Origin of the sequence: Alsobacter ponti, assembly GCF_024294805.1 — a bacterium.
In the GTDB taxonomy this organism is placed as follows: Bacteria; Pseudomonadota; Alphaproteobacteria; order Rhizobiales; family Beijerinckiaceae; genus Alsobacter; species Alsobacter ponti.
Window position 1 is genome coordinate 1 of record NZ_JANCLU010000022.1, and the last position, 25971, is coordinate 25971.

20 protein-coding genes are annotated in these 25971 nt (G+C 70.3%); 3 read left to right on the forward strand and 17 right to left on the reverse strand.

Features of this window, described 5'->3' with window-relative positions:
- Positions 1 to 347 precede the first annotated feature (347 nt).
- A complete protein-coding gene (locus NK718_RS18305) occupies positions 348 to 2018 on the reverse strand; it encodes an AMP-binding protein (protein WP_254745262.1) in 1671 nt (556 codons plus the stop codon).
- A gap of 289 nt (positions 2019 to 2307) precedes the next feature.
- Between NK718_RS18305 and NK718_RS18310 the strand changes: the two genes are divergently transcribed.
- On the forward strand, positions 2308 to 3309 hold the full coding sequence (locus NK718_RS18310; protein WP_254745264.1) for a TerC family protein: 1002 nt from the start codon (positions 2308 to 2310) through the stop codon (positions 3307 to 3309).
- 4 nt (positions 3310 to 3313) lie between these two features.
- On the opposite strand, the gene NK718_RS18315 is transcribed toward NK718_RS18310, so the two are convergent.
- Positions 3314 to 3775 carry an Lrp/AsnC ligand binding domain-containing protein gene (locus NK718_RS18315; protein ID WP_254745266.1) on the reverse strand — a complete coding sequence of 154 codons (462 nt, stop codon included), beginning with the start codon at positions 3773 to 3775 and terminating at the stop codon, positions 3314 to 3316.
- A 150-nt stretch (positions 3776 to 3925) separates the two neighbouring features.
- On the opposite strand from NK718_RS18315, the gene putA reads away from it, so the two are divergent.
- Positions 3926 to 7018 (forward strand): bifunctional proline dehydrogenase/L-glutamate gamma-semialdehyde dehydrogenase PutA, encoded by a 3093-nt coding sequence (gene putA / locus NK718_RS18320; RefSeq protein ID WP_254745268.1) that lies wholly within the window; start codon positions 3926 to 3928, stop codon positions 7016 to 7018.
- A 135-nt stretch (positions 7019 to 7153) separates the two neighbouring features.
- On the opposite strand, the gene NK718_RS18325 is transcribed toward putA, so the two are convergent.
- The 7 genes from NK718_RS18325 to NK718_RS18355 all read right to left on the reverse strand — a co-directional run bounded on the left by NK718_RS18325 (position 7154) and on the right by NK718_RS18355 (position 14966).
- Complete coding sequence (locus NK718_RS18325; protein ID WP_254745269.1) at positions 7154 to 7570, reverse strand: F0F1 ATP synthase subunit epsilon; 417 nt, start codon at positions 7568 to 7570, stop codon at positions 7154 to 7156.
- Positions 7571 to 7676: 106 nt separating this feature from the next.
- A complete protein-coding gene (atpD, locus tag NK718_RS18330) occupies positions 7677 to 9116 on the reverse strand; it encodes a F0F1 ATP synthase subunit beta (protein ID WP_254745270.1) in 1440 nt (479 codons plus the stop codon).
- Positions 9117 to 9135: 19 nt separating this feature from the next.
- Positions 9136 to 10008, reverse strand: coding sequence for a F0F1 ATP synthase subunit gamma (locus NK718_RS18335; RefSeq protein ID WP_254745271.1), 873 nt, complete (start codon positions 10006 to 10008; stop codon positions 9136 to 9138).
- A gap of 22 nt (positions 10009 to 10030) precedes the next feature.
- On the reverse strand, positions 10031 to 11560 hold the full coding sequence (gene atpA / locus NK718_RS18340; protein ID WP_254745273.1) for a F0F1 ATP synthase subunit alpha: 1530 nt from the start codon (positions 11558 to 11560) through the stop codon (positions 10031 to 10033).
- Positions 11560 to 12120 carry a F0F1 ATP synthase subunit delta gene (locus NK718_RS18345; protein WP_254745275.1) on the reverse strand — a complete coding sequence of 187 codons (561 nt, stop codon included), beginning with the start codon at positions 12118 to 12120 and terminating at the stop codon, positions 11560 to 11562. Before NK718_RS18345 ends, atpA begins: the two co-directional genes overlap by 1 nt.
- A 334-nt stretch (positions 12121 to 12454) precedes the next feature.
- On the reverse strand, positions 12455 to 12709 hold the full coding sequence (locus NK718_RS18350; protein ID WP_254745286.1) for an HdeA family protein: 255 nt from the start codon (positions 12707 to 12709) through the stop codon (positions 12455 to 12457).
- Positions 12710 to 12809: 100 nt separating this feature from the next.
- Entirely contained in the window at positions 12810 to 14966 is a 2157-nt protein-coding gene (locus NK718_RS18355; RefSeq protein ID WP_254745288.1) for a primosomal protein N', read from the reverse strand.
- Positions 14967 to 15048: 82 nt separating this feature from the next.
- On the opposite strand from NK718_RS18355, the gene NK718_RS18360 reads away from it, so the two are divergent.
- Positions 15049 to 15978, forward strand: coding sequence for a tyrosine recombinase XerC (locus NK718_RS18360; protein WP_254745413.1), 930 nt, complete (start codon positions 15049 to 15051; stop codon positions 15976 to 15978).
- Between the two features lie 3 nt (positions 15979 to 15981).
- Here the strand turns inward: NK718_RS18360 and NK718_RS18365 are convergent, their stop codons facing one another.
- From NK718_RS18365 to mdh, 8 genes are all read right to left on the reverse strand, one after another.
- A complete protein-coding gene (locus NK718_RS18365; RefSeq protein WP_254745290.1) occupies positions 15982 to 16530 on the reverse strand; it encodes a hypothetical protein in 549 nt (182 codons plus the stop codon).
- Positions 16531 to 16641: 111 nt separating this feature from the next.
- Positions 16642 to 18045: a dihydrolipoyl dehydrogenase gene (lpdA, locus tag NK718_RS18370; RefSeq protein WP_254745292.1), complete on the reverse strand. Its 1404-nt coding sequence runs from the start codon at positions 18043 to 18045 to the stop codon at positions 16642 to 16644.
- Between the two features lie 97 nt (positions 18046 to 18142).
- Positions 18143 to 19348 (reverse strand): 2-oxoglutarate dehydrogenase complex dihydrolipoyllysine-residue succinyltransferase, encoded by a 1206-nt coding sequence (gene odhB / locus NK718_RS18375; RefSeq protein ID WP_254745294.1) that lies wholly within the window; start codon positions 19346 to 19348, stop codon positions 18143 to 18145.
- A gap of 124 nt (positions 19349 to 19472) precedes the next feature.
- Positions 19473 to 22445 (reverse strand): 2-oxoglutarate dehydrogenase E1 component, encoded by a 2973-nt coding sequence (locus NK718_RS18380; RefSeq protein ID WP_254745296.1) that lies wholly within the window; start codon positions 22443 to 22445, stop codon positions 19473 to 19475.
- A gap of 62 nt (positions 22446 to 22507) precedes the next feature.
- Entirely contained in the window at positions 22508 to 23392 is an 885-nt protein-coding gene (gene sucD, locus NK718_RS18385; protein WP_254745298.1) for a succinate--CoA ligase subunit alpha, read from the reverse strand.
- Positions 23392 to 23598: a tautomerase family protein gene (locus NK718_RS18390; protein WP_254745300.1), complete on the reverse strand. Its 207-nt coding sequence runs from the start codon at positions 23596 to 23598 to the stop codon at positions 23392 to 23394. The genes sucD and NK718_RS18390 overlap by 1 nt, the downstream gene beginning before the upstream one ends.
- A gap of 1 nt (position 23599) precedes the next feature.
- The gene (gene sucC, locus NK718_RS18395) at positions 23600 to 24793 is read right to left on the reverse strand and encodes an ADP-forming succinate--CoA ligase subunit beta (RefSeq protein WP_254745302.1); all 1194 of its coding nucleotides are present in this window, start codon (positions 24791 to 24793) and stop codon (positions 23600 to 23602) included.
- A gap of 94 nt (positions 24794 to 24887) precedes the next feature.
- Positions 24888 to 25850: a malate dehydrogenase gene (gene mdh, locus NK718_RS18400; protein ID WP_254745304.1), complete on the reverse strand. Its 963-nt coding sequence runs from the start codon at positions 25848 to 25850 to the stop codon at positions 24888 to 24890.
- Between the last annotated feature and the right edge of the window lie 121 nt (positions 25851 to 25971).

The window sequence follows — 25971 nt, forward strand, 5'->3', positions numbered from 1 at the left end:
GCTCCCTCGAACCGGCCACCGCCCCCCACCCGCATCGGCCACGCTGCAGACGCCCCTTCCTCGGGTGAGGACGAGAGGAATATAGGCATAAATTCCTTCGCATGTCAAGCGCGGAATTGAGCGCCGGTCGATCTGCATCGCGGGCCTCCGGCCCGCCCGTTCCCGGACCGGTGCAGCGACAGCGGAACCGGAGCCGGGACCCAGCGCAACATGCCGCGCGTCAGCGCGTCCAAATGAAAAGGCCGATGAAGCGCCGCTTCGCGGCAACATCCATGCGCTGGCTCCCGGATACCCCTCCGCTACGCTGCGGGGTTCCGGGAACGGGCGGACGTCGTCCGCCTTTGCGCTCACGCCGCGGGGCTGGGGGGATGGGTGGACTGGCGTCCGCCCTTTGGGGCGATTGGGGCGCGGTCGCGGAGTTCGCGGCGGATGATCTTGCCGGTCGTGGTCAGCGGCAGCTCGGGGACGAACTCGATCTCGCGCGGATATTCGTGGGCCGAGAGGCGGGCGCGGACGAAGGCGCCGATGTCGGCGGCGAGCGCATCCCCCGGCGCGTAGCCGGCGTTGAGCACGATGAAGGCCTTGACGATCTCGGTGCGCAGCGCGTCCGGCTTGCCGACCGCCGCCGCCATCTTCACCGCCGCGTGGCGCAGCAGGCAGTCCTCGATCTCGACGGGACCGATCCGGTAGCCGGAGGAAGTGATCACGTCGTCGTCGCGGCCGAGGAAGCGGACATAGCCCTCCTCGTCCGCCACGCCCTGGTCGCCGGTCGTCATCCAGTCGCCGAGGAACTTGGCCCGGGTCGCCTCCTCGCGCCCCCAATAGCCGAGAAACATCACCGGGTCCGGCCGGCGCACCGCGATCTGACCCGTCTCGCCCGGCTCGCACAACGCGCCGTCGGGCCGGATGATGCCGACCGCATGGCCCGGCACGGCGCGCCCGATCGCGCCCGGCCTGACGACGCCGATGGCGGCGCAGGAGGCGAGCACGAGATTGCATTCGGTCTGGCCGAACGCCTCGTTGATGGTGAGGCCGAGCGCCTCGCGGCCCCAGGCCAGCGTCTCGGCCCCCAGCGCCTCCCCGGCCGAGGCGACGGTGCGCAGATCGAGGTCGAAGCGCTCGCGCGGTGACTTGACGGCGCGCAGCATGCGCAACGCCGTGGGCGGCGCGAAGACGTTGCGCACGCCGTGGTCCTGCAGCAGCCGAAAGGCCTCCTCGGGATCGAACTTCTCGAACTTCCGGGCCACCACCGTCACGCCGAAGTGCAGCGAGGGCAGCATGGCGTTGAGCAGGCCCCCGGCCCAGGCCCAGTCGGCGGGCGTCCACATGCGGTCGCCCGGCTGCGGGTAGAACTCGTGCACCATCCCGAAGCCAGGCAGGTGCCCCGGCAGCACGCGATGGGCGTGCAGCGCGCCCTTGGGCGCGCCGGTGGTGCCGGAGGTGTAGATCATCATCGCCGGATCGTCGGCGAGCGTGTCGACCGGCGCGAAATCGTCGCTCTCGCGCTCCATCGCCTCCCGGAAGCCGGCGGCGCTTCCCTCCGGCCCGTCGACGCTGAACACGGCGCGAAGATCCGGCAGCGCCGCGCCCGAGGCGGCGACCTTGGCGAGCCCGGCAGCGTTGGCGACAAGGCAGGACGCGCCGGCGTCCTCCAGCCGGTAGGCCAGCGCGTCGACGCCGAACAGCACGGCCAGCGGCAACGCCACCGCGCCGAGCTTGTAGACGGCGATGTGCGCGATGGCGAGGTCGAGCGATTGCGGCAGCAGCAGCGCCACGCGGTCGCCCCGGCCGACGCCGGCGCGGCGCAGCGCGTTGGCGAAGCGGTTCGACGCGGCGCGCAACTCCGCGAAACTCGTCGCCGTCGCCGCGCCGGAAGCATCGACCTCGAGGATGGCGATGCGAGCGGGATCGGTCGCGGCCCAGCGGTCGCAGACGTCGACGCCAATGTTGTAGCGGCGCGGAATCGACCAGCGGAACTCGCGCATCAGCGCGTCGTAATCGCGAACGGGGGGAAGCATGGCGTTGCGCATCTCGGAATAACGGGGCGAACCCTACGCTTGTTGCAGTGCAAACCCAAGTCCGCCTTCCGAGGGATGGTCCGCCTTGCGAAGGATGCTCCGCCTTGCGAGGGAGGACTTCCGCCTTTCGACGGGCGGAGACCGCGTCGCTTACGCTTTTTTCGGGCGGGCCCCTTGACGGCGAGCGCGGCCGTCACGATCTCCGCCGAGGCGACCGGGCCCCTCTGGCGGAAGCGAAGGCTTCCGCGATGTCGGCGCCATTGTTCCGGCAATGACGAGGGAGCCCTGGATGCCCGATTTCCTGACCATCGACCTGTTGGCGAAGCCGCTGTGGATGTGGCTCGTCTTCGGCGGCGTCGTGTCCGCCCTGCTCGCCTTCGATCTCGGCGTGCTGCACCGCGGCTCCAAGGAGATCTCGACGCGCGAGAGCCTGCTGCTGTCGGCCTTCTACATCACCATGGGCCTCGCCTTCGGCGGCTGGGTGTGGTGGTCGGTGTCGCCGCAGGCTGGCGTCGAGTACCTGACGGGGTTCGTCATCGAGAAAAGCCTCTCGATGGACAACATCTTCGTCATCGCCATGATCTTCGGCTATTTCGGCATTCCGCGCGCCTACCAGTACCGCGTGCTGTTCTGGGGCGTGCTGGCGGTCATCGTCATGCGCGGCGTGATGATCGGCGTCGGCGCGGCCCTGGTGTCGCAGTTCGGCTGGCTCCTGTGGCTGTTCGCGGCATTCCTGATCGCCACCGGCGTGAAGATGCTGCTGGCCGCCGACAAGGCCTACGATGTCTCCACCAACCCGGTGCTGAAGTTCATGCGCCGGCGCTTCCGCGTCACCGACGGCCTGCGCGGCGAGGCGTTCGTGGTGCGCGAGCGCGACCCGCGCACCGGCAGGCTCGCGACCGCCGTGACGCCGCTGTTCCTGGTGCTGGTGCTGGTGAACATCGCCGACGCGGTGTTCGCGGTCGACTCGGTGCCGGCCATCTTCGCGGTGACGACCGACACCTACATCGTCTTCACCTCCAACATCTTCGCCATCCTCGGCCTGCGGGCGCTGTACTTCGCGCTCTCGGCGATGATCGACCGCTTCGCCTACCTGAAATACGCGCTGGCCTCGGTGCTGATCTTCATCGGCGGCAAGATCGTCGTGGCCGACATGCTCGGCATCGCCAAGGTGCCGCCGGCGATCTCGCTGGGCGCGACCTTCGCCATCCTCGCCGCCGGCGTCGCGGTCTCGCTGTGGAAGACGCGCCACGAGCCGGAGGCGGCGCTGCCCGCCCCCGCCAAGGACTGAGGCGTCAGACCGGCAGCAGCCCGTCGGTCTTCACCTCCTCCATCACCGCGTAGGTGCGCGTCTCCTTGACGCCGGGCAGGGAGAGGAGGATTTCGCCAAGGAAATGGCGGTACGCCGCCATGTCCGCCACGCGGGTCTTGACCAGGTAGTCGAACCCGCCGGCCACCATGTGGCACTCCAGCACCTCCGGCGAACGGCGCACGGCGGTCGAGAACAGCTCGAAGACGTCGGGGGTGGTCTTGTCGAGGCTGACCTCGACGAACACCAGCAGGCCGCGCCCCAGCTTCACCGGGTCCAGCGTGGCGCGAAAGCCGGTGACGTAGCCCTCGCGAAACAGGCGCTTGACGCGCTCGCTGGTCGCGGTGGGAGATAGACCGATCCTGTCGGCGAGGTCGACGGTGGTGATCCTGCCGTCGCCCTGCAGCAGGTTGAGGATCTTGCGGTCGGTGCGATCGAGCTGATCCATGCGGCGATTTCGCTATCAAGAGGCTTCAACATAGGGAAAGACGCGGTCGTCTAGCACAAATCGGCATCGAAACGCCACCGCATTCCTTGTATTTTCCGCGAGTTCGCCTTCGCGCCGACGCCTTCCTGGAAACGTCCGAGGATTCGCCCCATGCCGACGCAGCCGTCCATCGCCCCGTTCCGCGCCGCCTACGCCCCGGACGACGCCGAGATCGCCCGCGTTTTGATGTTCGCCCCGGCGCCGACGCCGGAGGCCGAGGAGCGGATCGACCGGCGCGCGACGCGGCTGATCGAGGCGATCCGCGACCGCTCCGGCGGGCTCGGCGGGGTGGAGGAATTGCTGCGCGCCTACTCGCTCTCGAGCCGCGAGGGCTTGGCGCTGATGGTGCTGGCCGAGGCGTTGCTGCGCGTGCCGGACGCCGCCACCGCCGACCGGCTGATCGAGGACAAGATCGGCCAGGGCGACTTCCGCCGCCACGAGACGCGCTCCGACGCGCTGCTGGTCTCCGCCTCGGCCTGGGCGCTCGGCATCACGGCCCGCCTGATCCAGCCGGGCGAGACGCCGGAGGGCATCGTCGCCTCGCTCGCCAAGCGCCTCGGCGTGCCCACGGTGCGCACGGCGACGCGCCAGGCGATGCGCGTGCTCGGCAACCATTTCGTGCTCGGCCAGTCGATCGGCGAGGCTCTGGACCGCGCCCGCTCCGGGGAAGGCCGGCTGTTCCGCTACTCGTTCGACATGCTCGGCGAGGGCGCGCGCACGCAGGAGGACGCCGAGCGCTACGCGCGCAGCTACGCCGACGCGATCGAGGCGATCGGCAAGCGGGCCGGGAACGAGCGCCTGCCGAACCGCCCCGGCATCTCGGTGAAGCTGTCGGCGCTGCACCCGCGCTACGACGCCCTGTCGCGCGAGCGCGTGATGCGCGAGCTGACGCCCGTGGTGCTCGGCCTCGCCCGCAAGGCCAAGGAGCACGACCTCAATTTCACCGTCGACGCCGAGGAGGCGGACCGGCTGGAGCTGTCGCTGGACGTCGTCGCCGCCGTGCTCGCCGACCCGTCGCTGGCCGGCTGGGACGGGTTCGGCCTCGCCATCCAGGCCTACCAGAAGCGCGCCGCCGCGACGATCGACTGGGTCGTCGACCTCGCGACGCGGCTCGACCGCCGGCTGATGGTGCGCCTCGTCAAGGGCGCGTACTGGGACACCGAGGTGAAGCGCGCGCAGGAGCGCGGGCTGGACGCCTACCCGGTGTTCACCCGCAAGGCGATGACCGACCTCAACTACGTGGCCTGCGCCGGCAAGCTGCTCGCCGCCCGCCCGCGCATCTACCCGCAATTCGCCACGCACAACGCGCTGACCGTCGCTTCCATCCTGGAGCGCGCCGGCGACACCGAGGGCTACGAGTTCCAGCGCCTGCACGGCATGGGCGACGCGCTCTACCAGACGCTGATCGAGGACGAGCCGGGGCTTGCCTGCCGCACCTACGCGCCGGTGGGCGGCCACCGCGACCTGCTCGCCTATCTCGTGCGCCGCCTGTTGGAGAACGGCGCGAACTCCTCCTTCGTCTCGGTGGCCGCCGACCCCGCCGTTCCCGTGGCTGCGCTGCTGCAGCGGCCCGCCGACATCGTCGGCCGGCCCGAGGCGGCGCGCAACGTGCGCGTGCCGCTGCCGCGCGACCTCTACGGTCCGAAGCGGCGCAATTCGCGCGGCGTCGAGCTGGGACATCGCGACAGCCTGGACGCCCTGATGGCCGAAATCCGTGCCCAGCGCCGGGACGTGCTGGCCTCCTCGCTGGTCGACGGGGCTCCGCGCGGCGGCGCCGCCCGGCCCGTGCTCTCCCCCGCCGACGCGCGCACCGCAGTTGGCGACGTGGCTGAGGCCGACGCTTCGCTGGCCGTCGAAGCCATCGAGGCGGCGCGGCGCGGCTTCCGCGCCTGGGAGCGCACGCCCGCCCACGACCGCGCCGACGCGCTGCTGCGCGCCAGCGTGGCGCTGGAGGACCGCCGCGGCCTGCTGCTCGACCTGCTCCAGCGCGAGGCGGGCAAGACGCTCGACGACGCCGTCGCCGAACTGCGCGAGGCGGTCGACTTCCTGCGCTATTACGCGGCGCAGGCGCGCGAGCTGTTCGGCGAGGGCGAAGCGCTGCCCGGGCCGACCGGCGAGGACAACCGGCTGCTGCATCGCGGGCGCGGCGTATTCGTCTGCATCAGCCCCTGGAACTTCCCCCTCGCCATCTTCCTCGGCCAGGTCTCGGCCGCGCTGGCGGCGGGCAACGCCGTGGTGGCCAAGCCCGCCGAGCAGACACCGCTCATCGCCTTCGAGGCGGTGAAGGCGCTGCACGAATCCGGCGTGCCGTCCTCCGCGCTGCAGCTCGTGCTCGGGGACGGCGCTGTCGGCGCGGCGCTGGTCGGCGCGCCGGGGGTGGCGGGCGTCGCCTTCACCGGCTCCACCGAGACGGCGCGGCGCATCAACCAAACGCTCGCCGGCAAGGACGGGCCCATCGTGCCGCTGATCGCCGAGACGGGGGGCATCAACGCCATGATCGTCGACGCCACCGCCCTGCCCGAGCAGGTCGCGGACGACGTCGTCACCTCCGCCTTCCGCTCCGCCGGCCAGCGCTGCTCGGCGCTGCGGCTGCTGTGCGTGCAGGAGGACGTCGCCGACCGCATGATCGAGATGATCGCCGGAGCCGCCGCCGAGCTGAAGCTCGGCGATCCGACCGCGATTGACGTCCATGTCGGGCCGGTGATCGACGCCGAGGCCAAGGAACGCCTCGACGCGCACGTGGCCCGGCTGCGCCGTGACGCGATCACGCGCTACGCCGGCGACGCCCCTGCGCAGGGCTATTTCGTCGCGCCGCACATCTTCGAGCTCTCCGCTCCCGCCGAGCTGAAAGAGGAGATCTTCGGTCCCGTGCTGCACGTCGTGCGCTGGAAGGCGAACGAGCTGGACGGGGTGCTCGACGCCATCGAGGCGAGCGGCTACGGGCTGACGCTGGGCGTCCACTCGCGCATCGACACCACGGTGGCGCGCGTGCTGTCGCGGCTCGATGTCGGCAATTGCTACGTCAACCGCAACATGATCGGCGCGGTGGTCGGCACGCAGCCCTTCGGCGGCTCGGGCCTGTCGGGCACCGGCCCCAAGGCCGGCGGCCCCAACTACCTCAAGCGCTTCGCGCTGGAGCAGACGGTGACGGTCAACACGGCGGCCGCCGGCGGCAACGCCAGCCTGATCGCCATGGGTGAGTGAGGCGGGCGAGTGAAGCGGCGGGCTTCGCCCGCCGTCATGCGCGTTAAGCCGCTCCGTTCCAAACAAAAAGCCCGGCCTGTGGCCGGGCTTTCGCATGTCTCGACGGCGCGGCGGGAGAGCCCGCCGGCGGCCGGCCTACTGGACGTGGGTGCGCGACAGGAACTGGTCGCGCAGCGCCAGCACCTGGGCGAGGCGCTCCTGCGAGACGCGGCGCTCGTCCTCGGTGGAGGCGGCGGCGAACTCGTCCTCGGCGGCCTTCACCTCGACGGCGATGAACTCGTCCGTGATCTCCTGCACCGGTACGGCCTGCTCGGCCAGGATGGTGAGGCCCGACGGCGACACGTCGGCGAAGCCGCCGCGCACGAATAGGCGTTGCGTCTGGTTCTTGTCGTCGGTGACGACGATGACGCCCGGACGCAGCGACGACATCAGCGGCGCGTGGTCCTTCAGCACGGCGAAATCGCCCTCGGCGCCCGGCACCACCACCTGCTCCACCGGACCGGCGAACAGCAGCCTTTCGGGCGAAACCAGCTCGAAATTGAACGTGGCCATCAGGGTCTCCGACCGGAGCCGCGCGGCCCGACGCGCGGTCGGCCCTGCGGCTCGCTACAGCAAGGGGCCTCCCGCGCGGCGGCCGCGCGGGAGGGAACGGTTGCGATCAGGCGGCCTCGGCGGCCAGGCGCTGCGCCTTCTCGACCGCTTCCTCGATGGTGCCGACCATGTAGAAGGCGGCCTCGGGGAGGTGGTCGTACTTGCCCTCGACCAGGCCCTTGAAGCCCTTGATCGTGTCGGAGATCGAGACGAGCTTGCCGGGCGAGCCGGTGAACACCTCGGCGACGTGGAAGGGCTGCGACAGGAAGCGCTCGATCTTGCGGGCGCGGGCGACGGTGAGCTTGTCCTCTTCCGAGAGCTCGTCCATGCCCAGGATCGCGATGATGTCCTGCAGGGCCTTGTAGCGCTGCAGAGTCTGCTGCACGGCGCGGGCCACCCCGTAGTGCTCCTCGCCGACGATCATCGGCGACAGCATGCGCGAGGTCGAGTCGAGCGGGTCCACCGCCGGGTAGATGCCCTTCTCGGCGATCGAGCGCGACAGCACGGTCGTCGCGTCCAGATGCGCGAAGGACGTCGCCGGGGCCGGGTCGGTCAGGTCGTCGGCCGGCACGTAGATGGCCTGCACCGAGGTGATCGAGCCCTTGGTCGTCGTCGTGATGCGCTCCTGCAGCGCGCCCATGTCGGTGGCCAGCGTCGGCTGGTAGCCCACCGCGGAGGGGATGCGGCCGAGCAGCGCCGACACCTCGGAGCCCGCCTGCGTGAAGCGGAAGATGTTGTCGACGAAGAACAGCACGTCCTGGCCCTGGTCGCGGAAGTGCTCGGCGACCGTCAGGCCGGTCAGCGCGACGCGGGCGCGCGCGCCCGGCGGCTCGTTCATCTGGCCGTACACGAGGGCGCACTTGGAGCCCTCGCCGCCGCCCTTCTTGTTCACGCCGGACTCGATCATCTCGTGATAGAGGTCGTTGCCCTCGCGCGTGCGCTCGCCGACGCCGGCGAACACCGAGTATCCGCCGTGCGCCTTCGCGACGTTGTTGATCAGCTCCATGATCAGCACGGTCTTGCCGACGCCCGCGCCGCCGAACAGGCCGATCTTGCCGCCCTTGGCGTACGGAGCCAGCAGGTCGACGACCTTGATGCCCGTCTCGAGGATCTGCGCCTCGGTGGACTGCTCGGCGTAGGTCGGGGCCGCCTGGTGGATGGCGCGCTTCGCCTCGGCGGGCACCGGGCCGGCCTCGTCCACCGGCTCGCCGATGACGTTGATGATGCGGCCGAGCGTGCCCGCGCCGACCGGCACGGCGATCGGGGCGCCGGTGTCGGTCACCGGCTGCCCGCGCACCAGGCCCTCGCTGGTGTCCATGGCGATGGTGCGCACGGAGTTCTCGCCGAGGTGCTGGGCGACCTCGAGCACGAGGCGGTTGCCGCCGTTGGTGGTCTCGAGCGCGTTCAGGATCTCGGGCAGGTGCCCGTCGAACTGCACGTCGACGACGGCGCCGATCACCTGCGTGACGCGCCCGGTGGCGACGCCTGCCTGGAAGCTGTTGGCCATGGTCTCTGTCCCCGTCTGCTCAGAGCGCTTCCGCGCCCGAGATGATTTCAATGAGTTCCTTGGTGATCATCGCCTGACGCGTGCGGTTGTACTGCATCGTCTGCTTGCGGATCATCTCGCCGGCGTTGCGCGTCGCGCTGTCCATCGCGCTCATGCGCGCGCCCTGTTCGGAGGCGGCGTTCTCGAGCAGCGCCCGGAACACCTGCACCGCGATGTTGCGCGGCAGCAGCGCCTCCAGGATGTCGCTCTCCTCGGGCTCGTACTCGTACGACACCGAGGCGCCGCCGGCGGCGGCCGCGGGAATCTCGGCCGGGATGATCTGCTGCGCCGTCGGGATCTGCTGGATCACCGAGCGGAAGCGGGCGAAGAAGATCGTCGCGACGTCGAACTCGCCGGCGTCGAACAGGGCCGTGATCTTGCGGGCGACCATGTCGCCGTGCTCGAAGGCCAGCGTGCGGACGCTGCGCAGCTCGACCACCTCGATGATGTGCTTTGCGAACTGCCGGCGCAGAAGGTCGTAGCCCTTCTTGCCGACGCACAGGATCTTCACCGTCTTGCCCTGCGCCAGCAACGTGTTGGCGCGGTCGCGGGCGAGACGGGTGATGGAGGAGTTGAACGCGCCGCACAGGCCGCGCTCGGCGGTGAAGACGACGAGCAGGTGCACGTCGTCCTTGCCGGTGCCGGCCAGGAGGCGCGGGGCGCTGCTGGCGGTGACGCCGGACGCCACGTTGGCGAGCACCACGCCCATGCGCTCGGCATAGGGACGCGCCGCCTCGGCCGCCGACTGGGCGCGGCGGAGCTTCGCCGCCGCGACCATCTGCATGGCCTTGGTGATCTTCTGCGTCGCCTTCACCGAAGCGATGCGGTTACGCAGGTCCTTGAGAGACGCCATGGCTCGCCCCTACCTCTCCGGATCAGGCGAAGGATTTCGCGAAGGCGTCGACGACGTCCTTCAGCTTCTTGGCCGAGTCGTCCGAGAGGTCCTTCGACGTCCGGATGGCGGTCAGCAGGTCGGCGTGGTTGGCGTGCAGCGTCGCCAGCAGGCCGTCCTGGAAGGCGCGGACGCGGTTCACCGGCAGCGGATCGAGGTAGCCGTTGACGCCGGCGTAGATCACGCAGACCTGCTCCTCCATCTGCATCGGCGAGAACTGAGACTGCTTCAGCAGCTCGGTCAGCCGCGCGCCGCGGTTCAGCAGGCGCTGCGTGGTGGCGTCGAGGTCGCCGCCGAACTGCGCGAAGGCGGCCATCTCGCGGTACTGCGCGAGCTCGCCCTTGATCTTGCCGGCGACCTTCTTCATCGCCTTGGTCTGCGCCGACGAACCGACGCGCGACACCGAGAGGCCGACGTTCACCGCGGGGCGCACGCCCTGGTAGAACAGGTCCGTCTCCAGGAAGATCTGGCCGTCGGTGATCGAGATCACGTTGGTCGGGATGTAGGCCGACACGTCGTTGGCCTGCGTCTCGATGACCGGCAGCGCCGTCAGCGAGCCCGAGCCGTTGTCCTTGTTGAGCTTGGCGGCGCGCTCGAGCAGGCGGGAGTGCAGGTAGAACACGTCGCCCGGATAGGCTTCGCGGCCCGGCGGGCGGCGCAGCAGCAGCGACATCTGGCGGTAGGCGACGGCCTGCTTCGACAGGTCGTCGTAGATGATGACCGCGTGCATGCCGTTGTCGCGGAAATACTCGCCCATGGTGCAGCCGGTGAACGGCGCCAGGAACTGCATCGGAGCCGGATCCGACGCCGTGGCGGCGACGATGATCGAGTACTCCAGCGCACCCTGCTCCTCGAGCACCTTGACGAACTGCGCGACGGTGGAGCGCTTCTGGCCGACCGCGACATACACGCAGTACAGCTTCTGGCTCTCGTCGTCGCCCTGGTTCAGGGGCTTCTGGTTGAGGATGGTGTCGAGGGCGATGGCGGTCTTGCCGGTCTGGCGGTCGCCGATGATCAGCTCGCGCTGGCCGCGGCCGATCGGGATCAGCGCGTCGACCGACTTGAGGCCGGTCGCCATCGGCTCGTGCACCGACTGCCGCGGAATGATGCCGGGCGCCTTGACGTCGACGCGCATGCGCTTGTCGGCGACGATCGGGCCCTTGCCGTCGATGGGGTTGCCGAGCGCGTCGACAACGCGGCCCAGCAGGCCCTTGCCGACCGGGGCGTCGACGATGGCGCCGGTGCGCTTGACCGTCTGGCCTTCCTTGATGTCGCGGTCCGAGCCGAAGATCACGATGCCGACGTTGTCGGTCTCGAGGTTCAGCGCCATGCCGCGGACGCCGTTCTCGAACTCGACCATCTCGCCCGCCTGGACGTTGTCGAGCCCGTAGGCGCGGGCGATACCGTCACCGACGGACAGCACCTGCCCGACTTCGGTGACCTCGGCCTCAGAACCGAAATTCTTGATCTGGTCCTTGAGGATCGCGGAGATTTCTGCGGCGCGGATATCCATCAGCCGACCTCTTTCATCGCGGTTCGAATGCCATTGAGTTTGGTGCGGAGCGAAGCGTCGACCATGCGGGAGCCGAGCTTCACGACGATTCCGCCGATGATCGCGGGGTCGATCTTCACATCGACCGCCACGTTGGCACCGGCGAGGTCCTTGAGAGCCTGCTGGACGTCGGCCAGCACGCGGGCGGAGGGCGTCTCGGCCAGCGTCACCTCGGCGCGCGAGACGCCGCGGGACTTGTCGACCAGCGCGTTGAAGCCGCGAACCATGTCGCGGACCGCGAACAGCCGACGCTTGGCGGCGACGAGCCGCAGGAAATTGGCCGCCAGGCCGGAAATGCCCAGGGCGGCGAGAATGGGAACCAGCGCCTTCTCCTGCTCCTCGGCCGAGAAGACGGGGCTGCGCACGAAGCGCTCGACGTCGGGCTGGGTCGCGATGAGCTGGTCGAAGCGCGCCAGGTCCGCCGCGACGGCGTCGACCGCGCCGGCGTCGCGCGCCAGCTCGAACAGGGCGGTGGCGTAGCGCCCCGCAACGGCTGAAACGATCGTGTTCTCTTGAGCCACCGGCCGTCTCTCAGATGCCCCGAAGGTCGCGCCACGCCGCCGGACTCGCCTGATGCGAGGGGAACCGCAAACGCCGCCATCGGGAGTGGAACCGGGCCCCCGTCTCGGCATCGGCTCGCGCACGCGCAAGACCGCTCCCGGACGAAGCCCTGAAGGCGGGGGTGAACTAGCATGAGTGCCGGGGGCGCGCAACCCGACGCGGACGGAGCAGGGCCGCGACTTTCGGACGGACGCCGGCGCGCCGCGCGGGCGCAAAATCCAGGGCCGCCGGCACGGCGATTCGTCGAAGGCGGGCCGGGGGATGCGCCGCTCGCACCCCCCGGGGTCGTCAGTTTCAGCCGCCGAGCGCCTTGGCGGCCGCCTCCATCGCCTTGGTGTTCGGGTTCTTGGTGCAATAGTCCTTCATCTTGGTCTCGAGCTCGGCGGCCATCTTGTCCATGGTGGCGTCGCCGGTCTTCGGCGTCGGCCCCGCGGCCGCTGAGATCTTGAGATATTCAGCGCAGCTCATGTTGGGATCGGTGACCTGGGCCGAGGCGGACGAGGCCACGGCGATGCAGCCGGCCAAAACGGCCGCGCGGAAAAGCAGCATAAGCAACTCCTTGAAAATTAAGTAAAAAAAGCCGGAATCGTTCGGCGGGCCAGCGTGACGCAATCGGAGCCGCCGCACAAGCCCTGGGAGCCGATCCGGGCTACAGAAAGCTCATCGGGTCGACGTCCACGATGACCCGCGTGTTGCCGGTGAGCTTGGGCGCGCGGATCAGCCACTGGCGCAGCCAGGTCTGCATGTCGAACTCGCGCGGCGTCTTCACCAGCAGGCGGAAGCGGTGGCGGCCGCGCACCACGGCGATCGGCGCCTCGGCCGGGCCGAGCACCATCACCTCGGGCGGCGGCTCGGCGACGCGCGCCAGGCCGCGCGCCCATGATTCGGCGGCGGCGCGGTCGGCCGCCGAGACGACCAGCGCCGCCAGCCGGCCGAAAGGCGGCAGCCCCGCCGCCTGCCGCAGGCGGATCTCCTCGGCGTAGAATCGCTCGCTGTCGCCGGAGAGCAGCGCCCGCAGCACCGGATGGCCGGGCTGGAAGCTCTGCAGCAGCGCCCGGCCCGGCGCGTCGCCGCGCCCGGCGCGCCCCGTCACCTGCTGCAGGATCTGGAAGGTGCGCTCGGCCGCGCGCGGATCGCCCGAGGCGAGGCCGAGATCGGCGTCGACGACGCCGACCAGCGACAGGAACGGGAAATTGTGCCCCTTCGCCACCAGCTGCGTGCCGATGACGATGGCGAACTCGCCCTGCGCCACCGCCTCCATCTCGCGCCGCAGCCGTTCCGTGCCGCCCGGGAAGTCGGAGGAGAGCACCAGCGCGCGGAAGCCGGGGAAGAGCTCCGCCACCTCCTCCGCCAGCCGCTCGACGCCGGGACCGCACGCGGTGAGGCTGTCGGCCGCGCCGCATTCCGGGCACGTCTCGGGCCGCCGCTCGACATGGCCGCAATGGTGGCAGACGAGGGCGCGGCGAAAGCGATGCTCCACCAGCCAGGCCGTGCAGTTGGGGCACTGGAAGCGGTGCCCGCAGGCGCGGCACAGCGTCAGCGGGGCGTAGCCGCGCCGGTTGAGGTAGAGCAGGGTCTGCTCGCCGCGCTCCAGGGTGGCGCGCATCTCGGCGATCAGCCGGGGCGACAGCCAGCGCCCGCGCGGCGGCCCCTCGACGCGCATGTCGATGGCCTCGAGGCGCGGCATGGCGCGCCCCCCGAAACGGCTCTCCAGGCGCAGGTGCTTGTAGCGCCCGCGCTGGGCGTTGACGCGCGTCTCGACGGAGGGCGTCGCCGAGGCCAGCACCACCGGCGCGGCCTCGGCCTGGCCGCGCACCACCGCCATGTCGCGGGCGTGGTAGTGGACGCCGTCGTCCTGCTTGTAGGCGGCCTCGTGCTCCTCGTCGACGACGATCAGGCCGAGGTCGCGATAGGGCAGGAACAGCGCCGAGCGCGCGCCGGCGACGACCAGCGCCTCGCCGCTCGCCAGCGCCGCGAAGGTGCGCTCGCGCCGCCGCCCCGCCACGCCCGAGTGCCACTCCGCCGGCCGCACCCCGAAGCGGCGCTCGAACCGCTCCAGGAACTGCCCGGTCAGCGCGATCTCCGGCATCAGGATCAGGCTCTGGCGGCCCTGCCGCACGGCCTCCGCCACCGCCTCGAAATAGACCTCGGTCTTGCCCGAGCCGGTGACGCCCTCCAGCAGCGTCACCGAGAAGGCGCGCGCGGCGACGTCGGCGACGAGGCTGGCGGCCGCCGCCGCCTGGCCCGGCTCCAGGCTGGCGTGGCGGTGCGCGGGGTCGGGGCGCGGCGCGATCGGCGGCGGCGCGATGCCCACCGCCTCCAGCGCGCCCTCGTCGACGAGCCCGTCGATCACCGAGGCGCTGACGCCCGCGGCCTCCGCCAGCGCCCGCTTGGCGTGGACCAGCCCGCCCTCGGCGGCGGCGAGCACGCGGGCGCGCGCCGGCGTCAGCCGCGCCGGCGGCGGCCCGGCGATCCTCACGCCCGTCTGGATGCGCTCGGGCCGGTCGGCGTCGGGCAGGCGCAGGGCCATGCGCAGCACCGCGCCGCGCGGGGCCAGCGTGTAGCGCGCCACCCAGTCGACGAAGCGGCGCAGCGCCGGCGACAGGCGGGGCGCGTCGAGGAGGCCGGCGACGCTCTTCAGGTTCGCGCCGCCCGCGCCCTCGCGCAGCTCCCACACCACCCCCGCCGTCTCGCGCGGCCCGAACGGCACGCGCACGACGTCGCCCTCCGCCAGCGCGAGCCCGTCGGGGACGTGGTAGGAATAGGTCTGGTCCAGCGCCACCGGCGTCAGGATCTCGGCGATCATGGCGGCAGGGATAGCACCGATTCGCGCCGGGGCCTCGCCCGCCGTAAACGCGGCGTTCACCACGCGGGCGCACGCTGCCGGCATGCACGCCGCGCCCGACCTCGCCTCCGCCCTCGCCGATTGGCGCCGCCACCTCGACAGCGAACGGCGAATGTCGCCGAAGACGCTGGAGGCCTACGAGCGCGACGTGCGGCAGTTCCTCGCCTTCCTGACGGAGCGCAACGGCCGCGCCGCCTCGCTCGCCTGCGTCGACGCGCTGAAGCCGGCGGACCTGCGCGCCTACATGGCCGGCCGCCGCATGGACGGCGCGGGCAGCCGGACGCTGATGCGCAACCTCGCGGGCGTGCGCTCGGCGCTGCGTTTCCTGGAGCGCGAGGGGCTGGCCAAGGCCTCGGCGCTTTCGGCCATCCGCGGCCCGCGCATCGCGCGCGGCCTGCCCCGGCCGCTGCCGGCGGGCGCGGCGCGGCGGCTGACCGATCCCGACGCGCGCGCCGGCGAGGACCGCGAGACCTGGGTGCTGGTGCGCGACGCCGCCGTGCTGGCGCTGCTCTACGGCGGCGGCCTGCGTATCTCCGAGGCGCTGTCGATCAAGGCGAAGGACGCGCCGGTGGAGAGCGATGCGCTGACGGTCACCGGCAAGGGCGGCAAGACGCGCATGGTGCCCGTCATCGCACCGGTGCGGCAGGCGGTGCGCGACTATGTCGAGATGTGCCCCTATCCGCTGGCTCCCGAGGAGCCGCTGTTCCGGGGCGCGAAGGGCGGCCCGCTCAACCCGCGCATCGTGCAGCTCGCCATGGAGCGGCTGCGCGGCGCGCTCGGCCTGCCGGACAGCGCGACGCCGCACGCGCTGCGCCACAGCTTCGCCACCCACCTGCTGGCGCGCGGCGGCGATTTGCGGGCGATCCAGGACCTGCTCGGCCACGCCTCGCTGTCGACGACGCAGATCTACACGGAGGTCGACACGTCGCGCCTGCTCGCCGCCTACGAGGCGGCGCACCCGCGCGCCCGCTGAGGCTCAGCGCGGCGCGGCCCGCCGCCGGGCCTGCACCGTGCGCCGCCAGCGCCGTAGCTGCCGGCGCCAGCGCGGATCGGCCGCGAACCGGGCCCGCAGCCGCGCCATCGCGGCGCGCAGCCTGACGCGGAACGGCTCGACCTGCCGATGCGCCCAGGCGCGCACGCGCACGGCCAGATCGTAGACGCGCACGAACCAGGCGAGCCGCATCAGGTTGGGCCGGCACACCTCGAACAGGAAGGCGGCCGAGCCGAGCCCGGCCGTCTTGGCGACGAAGAAAGTGGCGACGCCGAGGATCGGGCGTCCCGTGCCGATCAGCCACAGCCCGAGCAGCTTGAACGGAAACACCACCAGCGCGGGGATGACGAATACGAACAGCGTCAGCCACGGCGGCAGGCGGGCGACGCCGCGCGCGATGGCCTCGCGCACGGGCTTCCACGGCAGCACGGCCAGCACGCGGTCGGCGAGCGCGGCGAAGATGTCCCACAGCCACGCCTCGAAGAGGAACAGCGCGGCGAGGACGAACCACAACGGGCGGAGCAGGCGTTGCATGGGCTCACCAAGCGCCGACATCGCGGCGAGAACATGCCGGACCCGCCCAAACGCGAAAGGCCGCCGGCCCGGTTCCCGAGCGGCGGCCTCGAACGAAGGACGGCCCGGCCGTCAGATGTGGATCGAGCGCTTCTCGACGCCCATGGCGGCTTCCTTCACCGCCTCGCTCATCGTCGGGTGGGCGTGGCAGGTGCGGGCGAGGTCCTCCGACGAGCCGCCGAACTCCATCAGCACGGCCGCCTCGTGGATCATCTCGCCGACGCCCGCGCCGATCATGTGGACGCCGAGCACGCGATCGGTGTTGGCGTCGGCCAGCACCTTCACGAAGCCGTCCGACTGGCGCATGGCGCGGGCGCGGCCGTTCGCTGTGAAGGGGAACTTGCCGACCGCGTAGGCGACGCCCTCGGCCTTCAGCTCCTCCTCCGTCTTTCCGACCGAAGCGACCTCCGGCATCGTGTAGACCACGCCGGGGATGACGTCGTAGTTGACGTGGCCGGCCTTGCCGGCCAGCAGCTCGGCCACCGCCACGCCCTCGTCCTCGGCCTTATGGGCGAGCATCGGCCCGCGCACCACGTCGCCGATGGCGAAGATGCCGGGGACGCTGGTCTGGAAATGGTTGTCGATGACGACGCGGCCGCGGTCGAGCGCCACGCCGGCCTGCTCCAGGCCGAGCCCGTCCGTGTAGGGCCGCCGTCCGGTGGCGACCAGCACCACCTCGGCGGTCAGCGTCGTCGGCTCGCCGCCGGCGACCGGCTCGAAGGTGACGCTCGCCCCGCCCTTGGCCTTCTCGACCTTGGTGACCTTGGAGGAGAGCAGGAACTTGACGCCCTGCTTCTCCATCAGGCGCTGGAACTGCTTCGCCACCTCGCCGTCCATGCCCGGCAGGATGCGGTCGAGATACTCGACCACGGTGACCTGCGCGCCGACGCGCCGCCACACCGAGCCGAGCTCCAGGCCGATGACGCCGGCGCCGATCACCACCATGGTGGCGGGGGCCTTTTCGAGGGCGATGGCGCCAGTGGAGGAGACGATGGTCTTCTCGTCGAACGCCACGGGGACGCCGGGCGGCGTCGCCACGTCGGAGCCGGTGGCGATGACGATGGCCTTGGTGTCGAGGGTCTGGACCTTGCCGTCCTCGCCCGTCACCCGCACCTTGCCGGGGGCCTCGATGAAGCCGACGCCGTGGAAGGCGTCGATCTTGTTCTTCTTGAGCAGGAAGCCGACGCCGGTGACGTTGGCCGCCACCGTGTCGTCCTTGTGCTTCATCATCGCCGGCAGGTCGAGCTGCGGCTTGCCGACCTTGACGCCGAGCGCCGGCAGGTCGTGCCCGGCCTGCTCGAACATCTCCGAGGCGTGCAGCAGCGCCTTGGACGGAATGCAGCCGACGTTCAGGCAGGTGCCGCCGTGCGTCTTGCGCTTCTCGACCACGGCGGTCTTGAGGCCGAGCTGCGCCGCCCGGATGGCGCACACATAGCCGCCGGGGCCGGTGCCGATGACGATCAGGTCGTAGGACATGGAGTTCATCCCCTCGGCGCGGCCGTCGGCTGACGCCGCCGTCGCGCTGCAATGTTCGGCGGAGAGCGACCCGGCGGACGCCGGCTCGCGAGGCACCTCAGAGATCCAGCACGAGGCGCGCCGGGTCCTCCAGCTCCTCCTTGACGCGGACGAGGAAGGTCACCGCCTCCTTGCCGTCCACGATGCGGTGGTCGTAGCTGAGCGCGAGGTACATCATCGGCCGGATCTCGATCTTGCCGCCGACGACCATCGGGCGCTCCTGGATCTTGTGCATGCCCAGGATGCCCGACTGCGGGGCGTTGAGGATCGGCGTCGACATCAGCGAGCCGTAGATGCCGCCATTGGTGATGGTGAACGTGCCGCCCTGCATCTCGTCGATCTTGAGCTGGCCGTCGCGGGCGCGCTTGCCGAAGTCGGCGATGGTCTTCTCGACGCCGGCGATGGAGAGGCGGTCGGCGTCGCGCACCACCGGCACGACGAGGCCCTTGTCGGTGCCCACCGCGATGCCGACGTGGTAGTAGTTCTTGTAGACGAGGTCCTGCCCGTCGATCTCGGCGTTGACCGCCGGCAGCTCCTTCAACGCCTGCACGCAGGCCTTCACGAAGAAGCCCATGAAGCCGAGCTTGGTGCCGTGCTTCTTCTCGAAGATGTCCTTGTACTTCGACCGCAAGGCCATCACCTCGGTCATGTCGACCTCGTTGAAGGTCGTCAGCATGGCGGCGGTGTTCTGGGCGTCCTTGAGGCGGCGCGCGATGGTCTGGCGCAGCTTGGTCATGCGCACCCGCTCCTCGCGGGAGGCGTCGTCCGGCGCGGAGGGCGCGCGGGCGGCGGCGGGCGCGGCCGGGGCCGCCGGGGCGGAGGCCGCGGTCGCCACGGCGGCCAGCATGTCGCCCTTGGTCACGCGACCGGCCTTGCCGGTGCCCGCCACGCCGGCGGGGTCGACGCCGGTCTCGGCGGCGATGCGGTTGACGGAGGGCGCGTTCGGCGCGCCGGCCGTCAGCGGCTTGGCGGCCGGGGCGGCGGCGGGGGCCGGAGAGGCGACGGCGGGAGCGGCGGCCGCGCCGGCGCCGGCGCCGATGGAGCCGAGCAGCGCGCCGACCCCGACCGTCTCGCCGTTCTTGGCGACGATCTCGGACAGCACGCCCGAGGCCGGGGCGTTGACCTCGAGGGTCACCTTGTCCGTCTCCAGCTCGACGATCGGCTCATCGGCCTTCACGGCGTCGCCGGGCTTCTTGAACCACTTGCCGATGGTGGCCTCGGTCACCGATTCGCCGAGGGTCGGAACGCGGATGTCTGTCGCCATGGTCGGACGAACCTCTTCTGGTCTGGGCTGATCCCGGCGGGAAGGTCGGGCGAGGGCCGGGATCGAGCCGCAACGCCGAGGGGAAGGGAGCGGACCGGGCGCGCCGGTCCGCGAAAGGACGCCGTCAGTCGGCGAAGCATTCCTCGAGGAAGGCCTGCAGCTGGGCGAGGTGCTTGGACATCAGGCCGGTCGCGGTGGCGGCCGACGCCGGACGCCCGGCGTAGCGCGCCCGCTTCACCTTGGAGCCGGCATGGCCGAGCACCCACTCCAGATACGGCTCGACGAAGCTCCACGAGCCCATGTTCTTGGGCTCTTCCTGGCACCACACCACGTCGGCGTTCTTGAAGCGCGCCAGTTCGGCGGCCAGCGCCTTCACCGGGAACGGATAGAGCTGCTCGACGCGCAGCAGGTAGACGTCGTCGACGCCGCGCTTCTCGCGCTCCTCGTAGAGGTCGTAATAGACCTTGCCCGAGCACAGCACGACCCGGCGGATCTTGTTGTCCTTGACGAGCTTGATCTTCTCGCCCTTCAGCGCCTGCGCGTCGTCCCATAGGATGCGGTGGAACGAGGAGCCCGCGCCCATCTCGTCGAGCCGCGACACGGCGCGCTTGTGGCGCAGCAGCGACTTCGGCGTCATCAGCACCAGCGGCTTGCGGAACTCGCGCTTGAGCTGCCGGCGCAGGATGTGGAAGTAGTTCGCCGGCGTCGTGCAGTTGGCGACCTGCATGTTGTCCTCGGCGCACATCTGCAGGAAGCGCTCCAGGCGGGCGGAGGAGTGCTCCGGCCCCTGGCCCTCGTAGCCGTGCGGCAGCAGGCAGACGAGGCCCGACATGCGCAGCCACTTGCGCTCGCCCGACGAGATGAACTGGTCGAACACCACCTGCGCGCCGTTGGCGAAGTCGCCGAACTGCGCTTCCCACATGGTCAGCGCGTTGGGCTCCGACAGCGAGTAGCCGTACTCGAAGCCCAGCACCGCCTCCTCCGAGAGCATCGAGTTGATGACCTCGTACTTGGCCTGGCCTTCCTGAATGTTGTTGAGCGGCGTGTAGCGCGCCTCGGTCTCCTGGTCGATCAGCACCGAGTGGCGCTGCGAGAACGTGCCGCGCTCGCAGTCCTGGCCCGACAGGCGGACGGGGTGGCCCTCGGCCACCAGCGTCGCGAACGCCAGCGCCTCGCCGGTCGCCCAGTCGATGCCCTCGCCCGCCTCGATCGCCTTGCGGCGGTTGTCGAGGAAGCGCTGGATCGTGCGGTGGACGTTGAAGCCCTCCGGCGGCGTGGTCATGCGCTCGCCGAGGCGGCGAAGCTCGGCCACGTCGACGCCGGTCTGGCCGCGCCGCGCGTCGTCGTCGCTCTCCTTCATCGCCTTCAGGCCGGCCCAGCGGCCGTCGAGCCAGTCGGCCTTGTTGGGCTTGTAGGCCTGGCCGGCCTCGTGTTCGGCCTCGAGGCGCTGGCGCCAGTCGGCCTTCATCTTGTCGACCTCGCCCTCGGTGACGACGCCCTCGGCGACAAGCTTGCGGGCGTAGATCTCCAGCGTGGTCTGCTGCTGGCGGATCTTCTTGTACATCACCGGCTGGGTGAAGCCGGGCTCGTCGCCCTCGTTGTGGCCGTAGCGGCGGTAGCAGAACATGTCGACGACCACCGGCTTGTGGAACTTCTGCCGGAACTCGGTCGCCACCTTGCAGGCGAACACCACCGCCTCGGGGTCGTCGCCGTTCACGTGGAAGATCGGCGCCTCGATCATCTTCGCCACGTCGGACGGATAGGGCGAGGAGCGCGAATAGCGCGGATAGGTGGTGAAGCCGATCTGGTTGTTGATGATGACGTGCACCGAGCCGCCGGTGCGGTGCCCCTTGAGGCCCGACAGCCCCAGGCACTCGGCCACGACGCCCTGGCCGGCGAAGGCGGCGTCGCCGTGGATCAGCAACGGCATCACCTGCGAGCGCTCGACCACGTCCTTGAGCTGGTCCTGCTTGGCGCGGACCTTGCCGAGCACGACGGGGTCGACGATCTCGAGGTGCGACGGGTTGGCGGTCAGCGACAGGTGCACCGTGTTGCCGTCGAACACGCGGTCCGACGACGCGCCGAGGTGATACTTCACGTCGCCCGAGCCCTCGACGTCGTCGGGGGCGTAGGAGCCGCCCTTGAACTCGTGGAACAAAGCGCGGTGCGGCTTGCCCATCACCTGGGTCAGCACGTTGAGGCGGCCGCGATGGGCCATGCCCAGCACGATCTGCTTCACGCCGAGATTGCCGCCGCGCTTGATGATCTGCTCCAGCGCCGGGATCAGCGCCTCGCCGCCGTCGAGCCCGAACCGCTTGGTGCCGGTGTACTTGACGTCGATGAACTTCTCGAAGCCCTCGGCCTCGACCAGCTTGTTGAGGATGGCGCGCTTGCCCTCGCGGGTGAAGGCGATCTCCTTGTGCGGCCCCTCGATGCGCTCCTGGATCCAGGCCTTCTCGGCCGGATTGGAGATGTGCATGAACTCGTAGCCGATGGTCGAGCAATAGGTGCGCTTCAGGATCGCCAGCATCTCGCGGATGGTGGCGAACTCCAGGCCGAGCACGTGGTCGATGAAGATCCTGCGGTCCCAGTCGGCCTCGGTGAAGCCGTAGGAGGAGGGGTCCAGCTCCTCGTGGTCGGTGCGCGTGGCGATGCCGAGCGGGTCGAGATCGGCGTGCAAATGGCCGCGCATGCGGAAGGCGCGGATCATCATCAGGGCGCGCACGCTGTCGCGCGTCGCCTGCATGATGTCGTCCGCCGACACGGCCGGGCCGCCCGCCTTGGCCGCCGCCTCCGCCTTGCCCTTCAGCTTGTCGCCGATGATCTTGTCGACGACGCCCCAGTTGCCGTCCAGCGCCGAAACCAGCTCGCCATTGGCGTGGATCGGCCAGTTCGGCTTGCGCCACGAGGCGCCGCGCGCCGACTTGGCGACCGCGGCCGAGTCGTCCTTCAGCGCGCCGAAGAAGGCCTGCCACTCGGCGTCGACCGACGAGGGATTCTCGAGGAAGCGGGCGTAGAGATCCTCGATATAGGCGGCGTTGCCGCCATAGAGGAAGGAGGTTTGCAGGAACGCGTCGTTCTGGTCCTGGCGTGCCATGTCGTTTCCTCGATGGGTGTTGTCGGTGGGCCGGGGCGGCGGCGCCGCCCCGCGCCGGACGCTTAGCCCTTCAGAACTTCGGACAGCGTCTTGCCGAGCCGCGCGGGCGACGGCGAGACGCGGATGCCGGCGGCCTCCATGGCCGCGATCTTGTCCTCGGCGCCGCCCTTGCCGCCCGAGATGATCGCGCCGGCGTGGCCCATGCGGCGGCCGGGAGGCGCCGTGCGGCCGGCGATGAAGCCGACCATCGGCTTGCCGCGGCCGCGCTTGGCCTCGTCGCGGATGAACTGCGCGGCGTCCTCCTCGGCCGAGCCGCCGATCTCGCCGATCATGATGATCGACTCGGTCTTCGGGTCGGCGAGGAACATCTCCAGCACGTCGATGAACTCGGTGCCCTTGACGGGGTCGCCGCCGATGCCGACGGCCGTCGTCTGGCCCAGGCCCTCGCGGGTGGTCTGGAACACCGCCTCGTAGGTCAGCGTGCCGGAGCGCGACACGATGCCGACATTGCCCGGCTTGAAGATGTTGCCCGGCATGATGCCGATCTTGCACGCGCCGGCGGTCATGACGCCGGGGCAGTTGGGGCCGATCAGGCGCGACTTCGAGCCGGACAGAGCACGCTTGACGCGCACCATGTCGAGCACCGGAATGCCCTCGGTGATGCAGACGATGAGCGGCACCTCGGCCTGAATCGCCTCGCAGATGGCGTCGGCCGCGCCGGCCGGCGGCACGTAGATGACCGAGGCGTCAGCCCCGGTCGCCTCGCGCGCCTCGGCGACCGTGTCGAACACGGGCAGGCCGAGATGGGTGGAGCCGCCCTTCCCCGGGGACGTGCCGCCGACCATCTTCGTGCCGTAGGCGATAGCCTGCTCGGAGTGGAAGGTGCCGTTCTTGCCGGTGAAGCCCTGGCAAATGACCTTGGTGTTGGCGTCGATGAGAACGGACATCAGTCCTCCGCAAGCTTGCGTGTGTGGGCGACCAGCGCGCCGGAGTGTCCCCAGTTCTCGTCGTCGACGGCGTCGATGACGATGTGGATGTTCTCCGGCTTCTTTCCAAGAACGCGAACGAGAGTCTCGCTGAACTCCCGCACGATCTGCGCCTTCGCCTCGCGGGTGAGGTTGGTCTTTGTGGTCTTCAGGTTGACGAAGGGCATCTCAGCCCCGCACGGCCTTGACGATCTTCTGCGCCGCGTCGTCGAGGTCGTCGGCGGAAATCACGTTGAGGCCGGACTCGGCGATGATCTTCTTGCCGAGGTCGACGTTGGTGCCCTCGAGGCGCACCACCAGCGGAACCTGCAGCCCGACATCCTTGACCGCGGCGATGACGCCCTCGGCGATCACATCGCAGCGCATGATGCCGCCGAAGATGTTGATCAGGATGCCCTTCACGTTCGGGTCGGCGGTGATGATCTTGAACGCCGCCGTCACCTTCTCCTTGCTCGCGCCGCCGCCGACATCGAGGAAGTTGGCCGGGCTCTCGCCGTACAGCTTGATGATGTCCATCGTCGCCATGGCGAGGCCGGCGCCGTTGACCATGCAGCCGATCGTGCCGTCCAGCGTGATGTAGTTGAGGTCGTACTTGGAGGCCTCGATCTCCTTGGCGTCCTCCTCCGTCTCGTCGCGCAGGGCGGCGATGTCGGGGTGGCGGTAGAGCGCGTTGCCGTCGAAGGAGATCTTGGCGTCGAGCGCCTTCAGCTTGCCGTCGGTGGTGACGATCAGCGGGTTAATCTCCAGCATCTCCATGTCCTTCGCGACGAAGGCGGCGTAGAGCTGGGCGGCAAGCTTCTCGGCCTGCTTGGCGAGGTCGCCGGTGAGCCCGAGCGCCTGGGCGACGCGGCGGCCGTGATGTGGCATGACGCCGGTGGCCGGGTCGACCGAGAAGGTGACGATCTTCTCGGGCGTGTCGTGGGCGACGTCCTCGATGTTCATGCCGCCCTCGGTGGAGACCACGAAGGCGATGCGCGAGGTACCGCGGTCGACCAGCATCGACAGGTAGAATTCCTTGGCGATGTCGGAGCCGTCCTCGATGTAGAGGCGGTTGACCTGCTTGCCGGCCGGGCCGGTCTGGATCGTCACCAGCGTCGCGCCGAGCATCTGACCGGCGAAGGCCTCGACCTCCTCGATCGACCGGGCGAGGCGGACGCCGCCCTTCTCGCCGGCCGAGGCTTCCTTGAACTTGCCCTTGCCGCGGCCGCCGGCGTGGATCTGCGACTTCACCACCCACAGCGGCCCGCCCAGCTCGCGCGCGGCGGCGGCGGCCTCGTCGGCGCGGAAGATGGCGCGTCCGTTGGAGACGGGCACGCCGAATTCCTTCAGCACCGCCTTGCCCTGGTATTCGTGGATGTTCATGAGGACTCTCCGGTGGGTCGGCTTGCGCGGCGTCGCGCGCCGGGGATGGCGCGACGCCGGGAATGGACGGCGGGCCGCTGCGGCCCGCCCGCGATCAGGCGAAGGCGGGGTTGATCTGCTTGCAGGCGTCGACCAGGCCCTGCACGGCGGCGACCGACTTGGCGAACATCGCCTTCTCGCCCGCGTCGAAGGCGATCTCGACGACCTTCTCGACGCCGTTCTCGCCGATCAGCACCGGCACGCCGACATACATGTCCTTCACGCCGTACTCGCCGTTGAGGTAGGCGGCGCAGGGCAGCACGCGCTTCTGGTCGCGCAAATAGCTCTCGGCCATGGCGATGGCGGAGGCGGCCGGGGCGTAGAAGGCCGAGCCGGTCTTGAGCAGCGCGACGATCTCGCCGCCGCCCTTGCGGGTGCGCTCGACGATGGCGTCCAGCTTCTCCTGCGTCAGCCAGCCCATCTTCACCAGGTCGGGAAGCGGCACGCCGCCGACGGTGGAGTAGCGGATCAGCGGCACCATGTCGTCGCCGTGGCCGCCCAGCGTCATGGCGTGGACGTCGCGCACCGACACGCCGAGCTCCTCGGCCAGGAAGTAGCGGAAGCGCGCCGAGTCGAGCACGCCGGCCATGCCGACGACCTTGTTCTTCGGCAGGCCCGAGGCCTTCTGCAGCGCCCACACCATCGCGTCGAGCGGGTTGGTGATGCAGATGACGAAGGCGTTGGGGGCGTGCTGCTTGAGGCCCTGGCCGACCTGCTCCATCACCTTGAGGTTGATGCCCAGCAGGTCGTCGCGGCTCATGCCCGGCTTGCGCGGCACGCCGGCGGTGACGATCACCACGTCGGCCCCGGCGATCGCCTCGTAGGAGTTGGCGCCCGAGAACTTCGCGTCGAAGCCGTCGACCGGCGACGACTCGGCGATGTCCAGGCCCTTGCCCTGGGGAACGCCCTCCGCGATGTCGAAGAGGACGACGTCGCCGAGTTCCTTGAGGCCAGCGAGATGAGCGAGGGTGCCGCCAATCTGCCCGGAGCCGATCAGAGCGATCTTCTTGCGCGCCATGGGTAAGGTGTTCCTTGGAGGCGTGGATTCCAGCGGGCCCGGGCGGGCCTCCCCCATCCGGACGCGAACCCCATAGACGCAAGCTGTGGCCGCTTCAAGTCACGCGAAAGGCTTACGACGG

Excerpts from the sequence above, each read along its gene's own strand:
- NK718_RS18305 (WP_254745262.1), bottom strand. The coding sequence starts at position 2,018 with ATGCTTCCCCCCGTTCGCGATTACGACGCGCTGATGCGCGAGTTCCGC.
- NK718_RS18310 (WP_254745264.1), top strand. The coding sequence starts at position 2,308 with ATGCCCGATTTCCTGACCATCGACCTGTTGGCGAAGCCGCTGTGGATG.
- NK718_RS18315 (WP_254745266.1), bottom strand. The coding sequence starts at position 3,775 with ATGGATCAGCTCGATCGCACCGACCGCAAGATCCTCAACCTGCTGCAG.
- putA (WP_254745268.1), top strand. The coding sequence starts at position 3,926 with ATGCCGACGCAGCCGTCCATCGCCCCGTTCCGCGCCGCCTACGCCCCG.
- NK718_RS18325 (WP_254745269.1), bottom strand. The coding sequence starts at position 7,570 with ATGGCCACGTTCAATTTCGAGCTGGTTTCGCCCGAAAGGCTGCTGTTC.
- atpD (WP_254745270.1), bottom strand. The coding sequence starts at position 9,116 with ATGGCCAACAGCTTCCAGGCAGGCGTCGCCACCGGGCGCGTCACGCAG.
- NK718_RS18335 (WP_254745271.1), bottom strand. The coding sequence starts at position 10,008 with ATGGCGTCTCTCAAGGACCTGCGTAACCGCATCGCTTCGGTGAAGGCG.
- atpA (WP_254745273.1), bottom strand. The coding sequence starts at position 11,560 with ATGGATATCCGCGCCGCAGAAATCTCCGCGATCCTCAAGGACCAGATC.
- NK718_RS18350 (WP_254745286.1), bottom strand. The coding sequence starts at position 12,709 with ATGCTGCTTTTCCGCGCGGCCGTTTTGGCCGGCTGCATCGCCGTGGCC.
- NK718_RS18355 (WP_254745288.1), bottom strand. The coding sequence starts at position 14,966 with ATGATCGCCGAGATCCTGACGCCGGTGGCGCTGGACCAGACCTATTCC.
- NK718_RS18360 (WP_254745413.1), top strand. The coding sequence starts at position 15,049 with ATGCACGCCGCGCCCGACCTCGCCTCCGCCCTCGCCGATTGGCGCCGC.
- NK718_RS18365 (WP_254745290.1), bottom strand. The coding sequence starts at position 16,530 with ATGCAACGCCTGCTCCGCCCGTTGTGGTTCGTCCTCGCCGCGCTGTTC.
- lpdA (WP_254745292.1), bottom strand. The coding sequence starts at position 18,045 with ATGTCCTACGACCTGATCGTCATCGGCACCGGCCCCGGCGGCTATGTG.
- odhB (WP_254745294.1), bottom strand. The coding sequence starts at position 19,348 with ATGGCGACAGACATCCGCGTTCCGACCCTCGGCGAATCGGTGACCGAG.
- NK718_RS18380 (WP_254745296.1), bottom strand. The coding sequence starts at position 22,445 with ATGGCACGCCAGGACCAGAACGACGCGTTCCTGCAAACCTCCTTCCTC.
- sucD (WP_254745298.1), bottom strand. The coding sequence starts at position 23,392 with ATGTCCGTTCTCATCGACGCCAACACCAAGGTCATTTGCCAGGGCTTC.
- NK718_RS18390 (WP_254745300.1), bottom strand. The coding sequence starts at position 23,598 with ATGCCCTTCGTCAACCTGAAGACCACAAAGACCAACCTCACCCGCGAG.
- sucC (WP_254745302.1), bottom strand. The coding sequence starts at position 24,793 with ATGAACATCCACGAATACCAGGGCAAGGCGGTGCTGAAGGAATTCGGC.
- mdh (WP_254745304.1), bottom strand. The coding sequence starts at position 25,850 with ATGGCGCGCAAGAAGATCGCTCTGATCGGCTCCGGGCAGATTGGCGGC.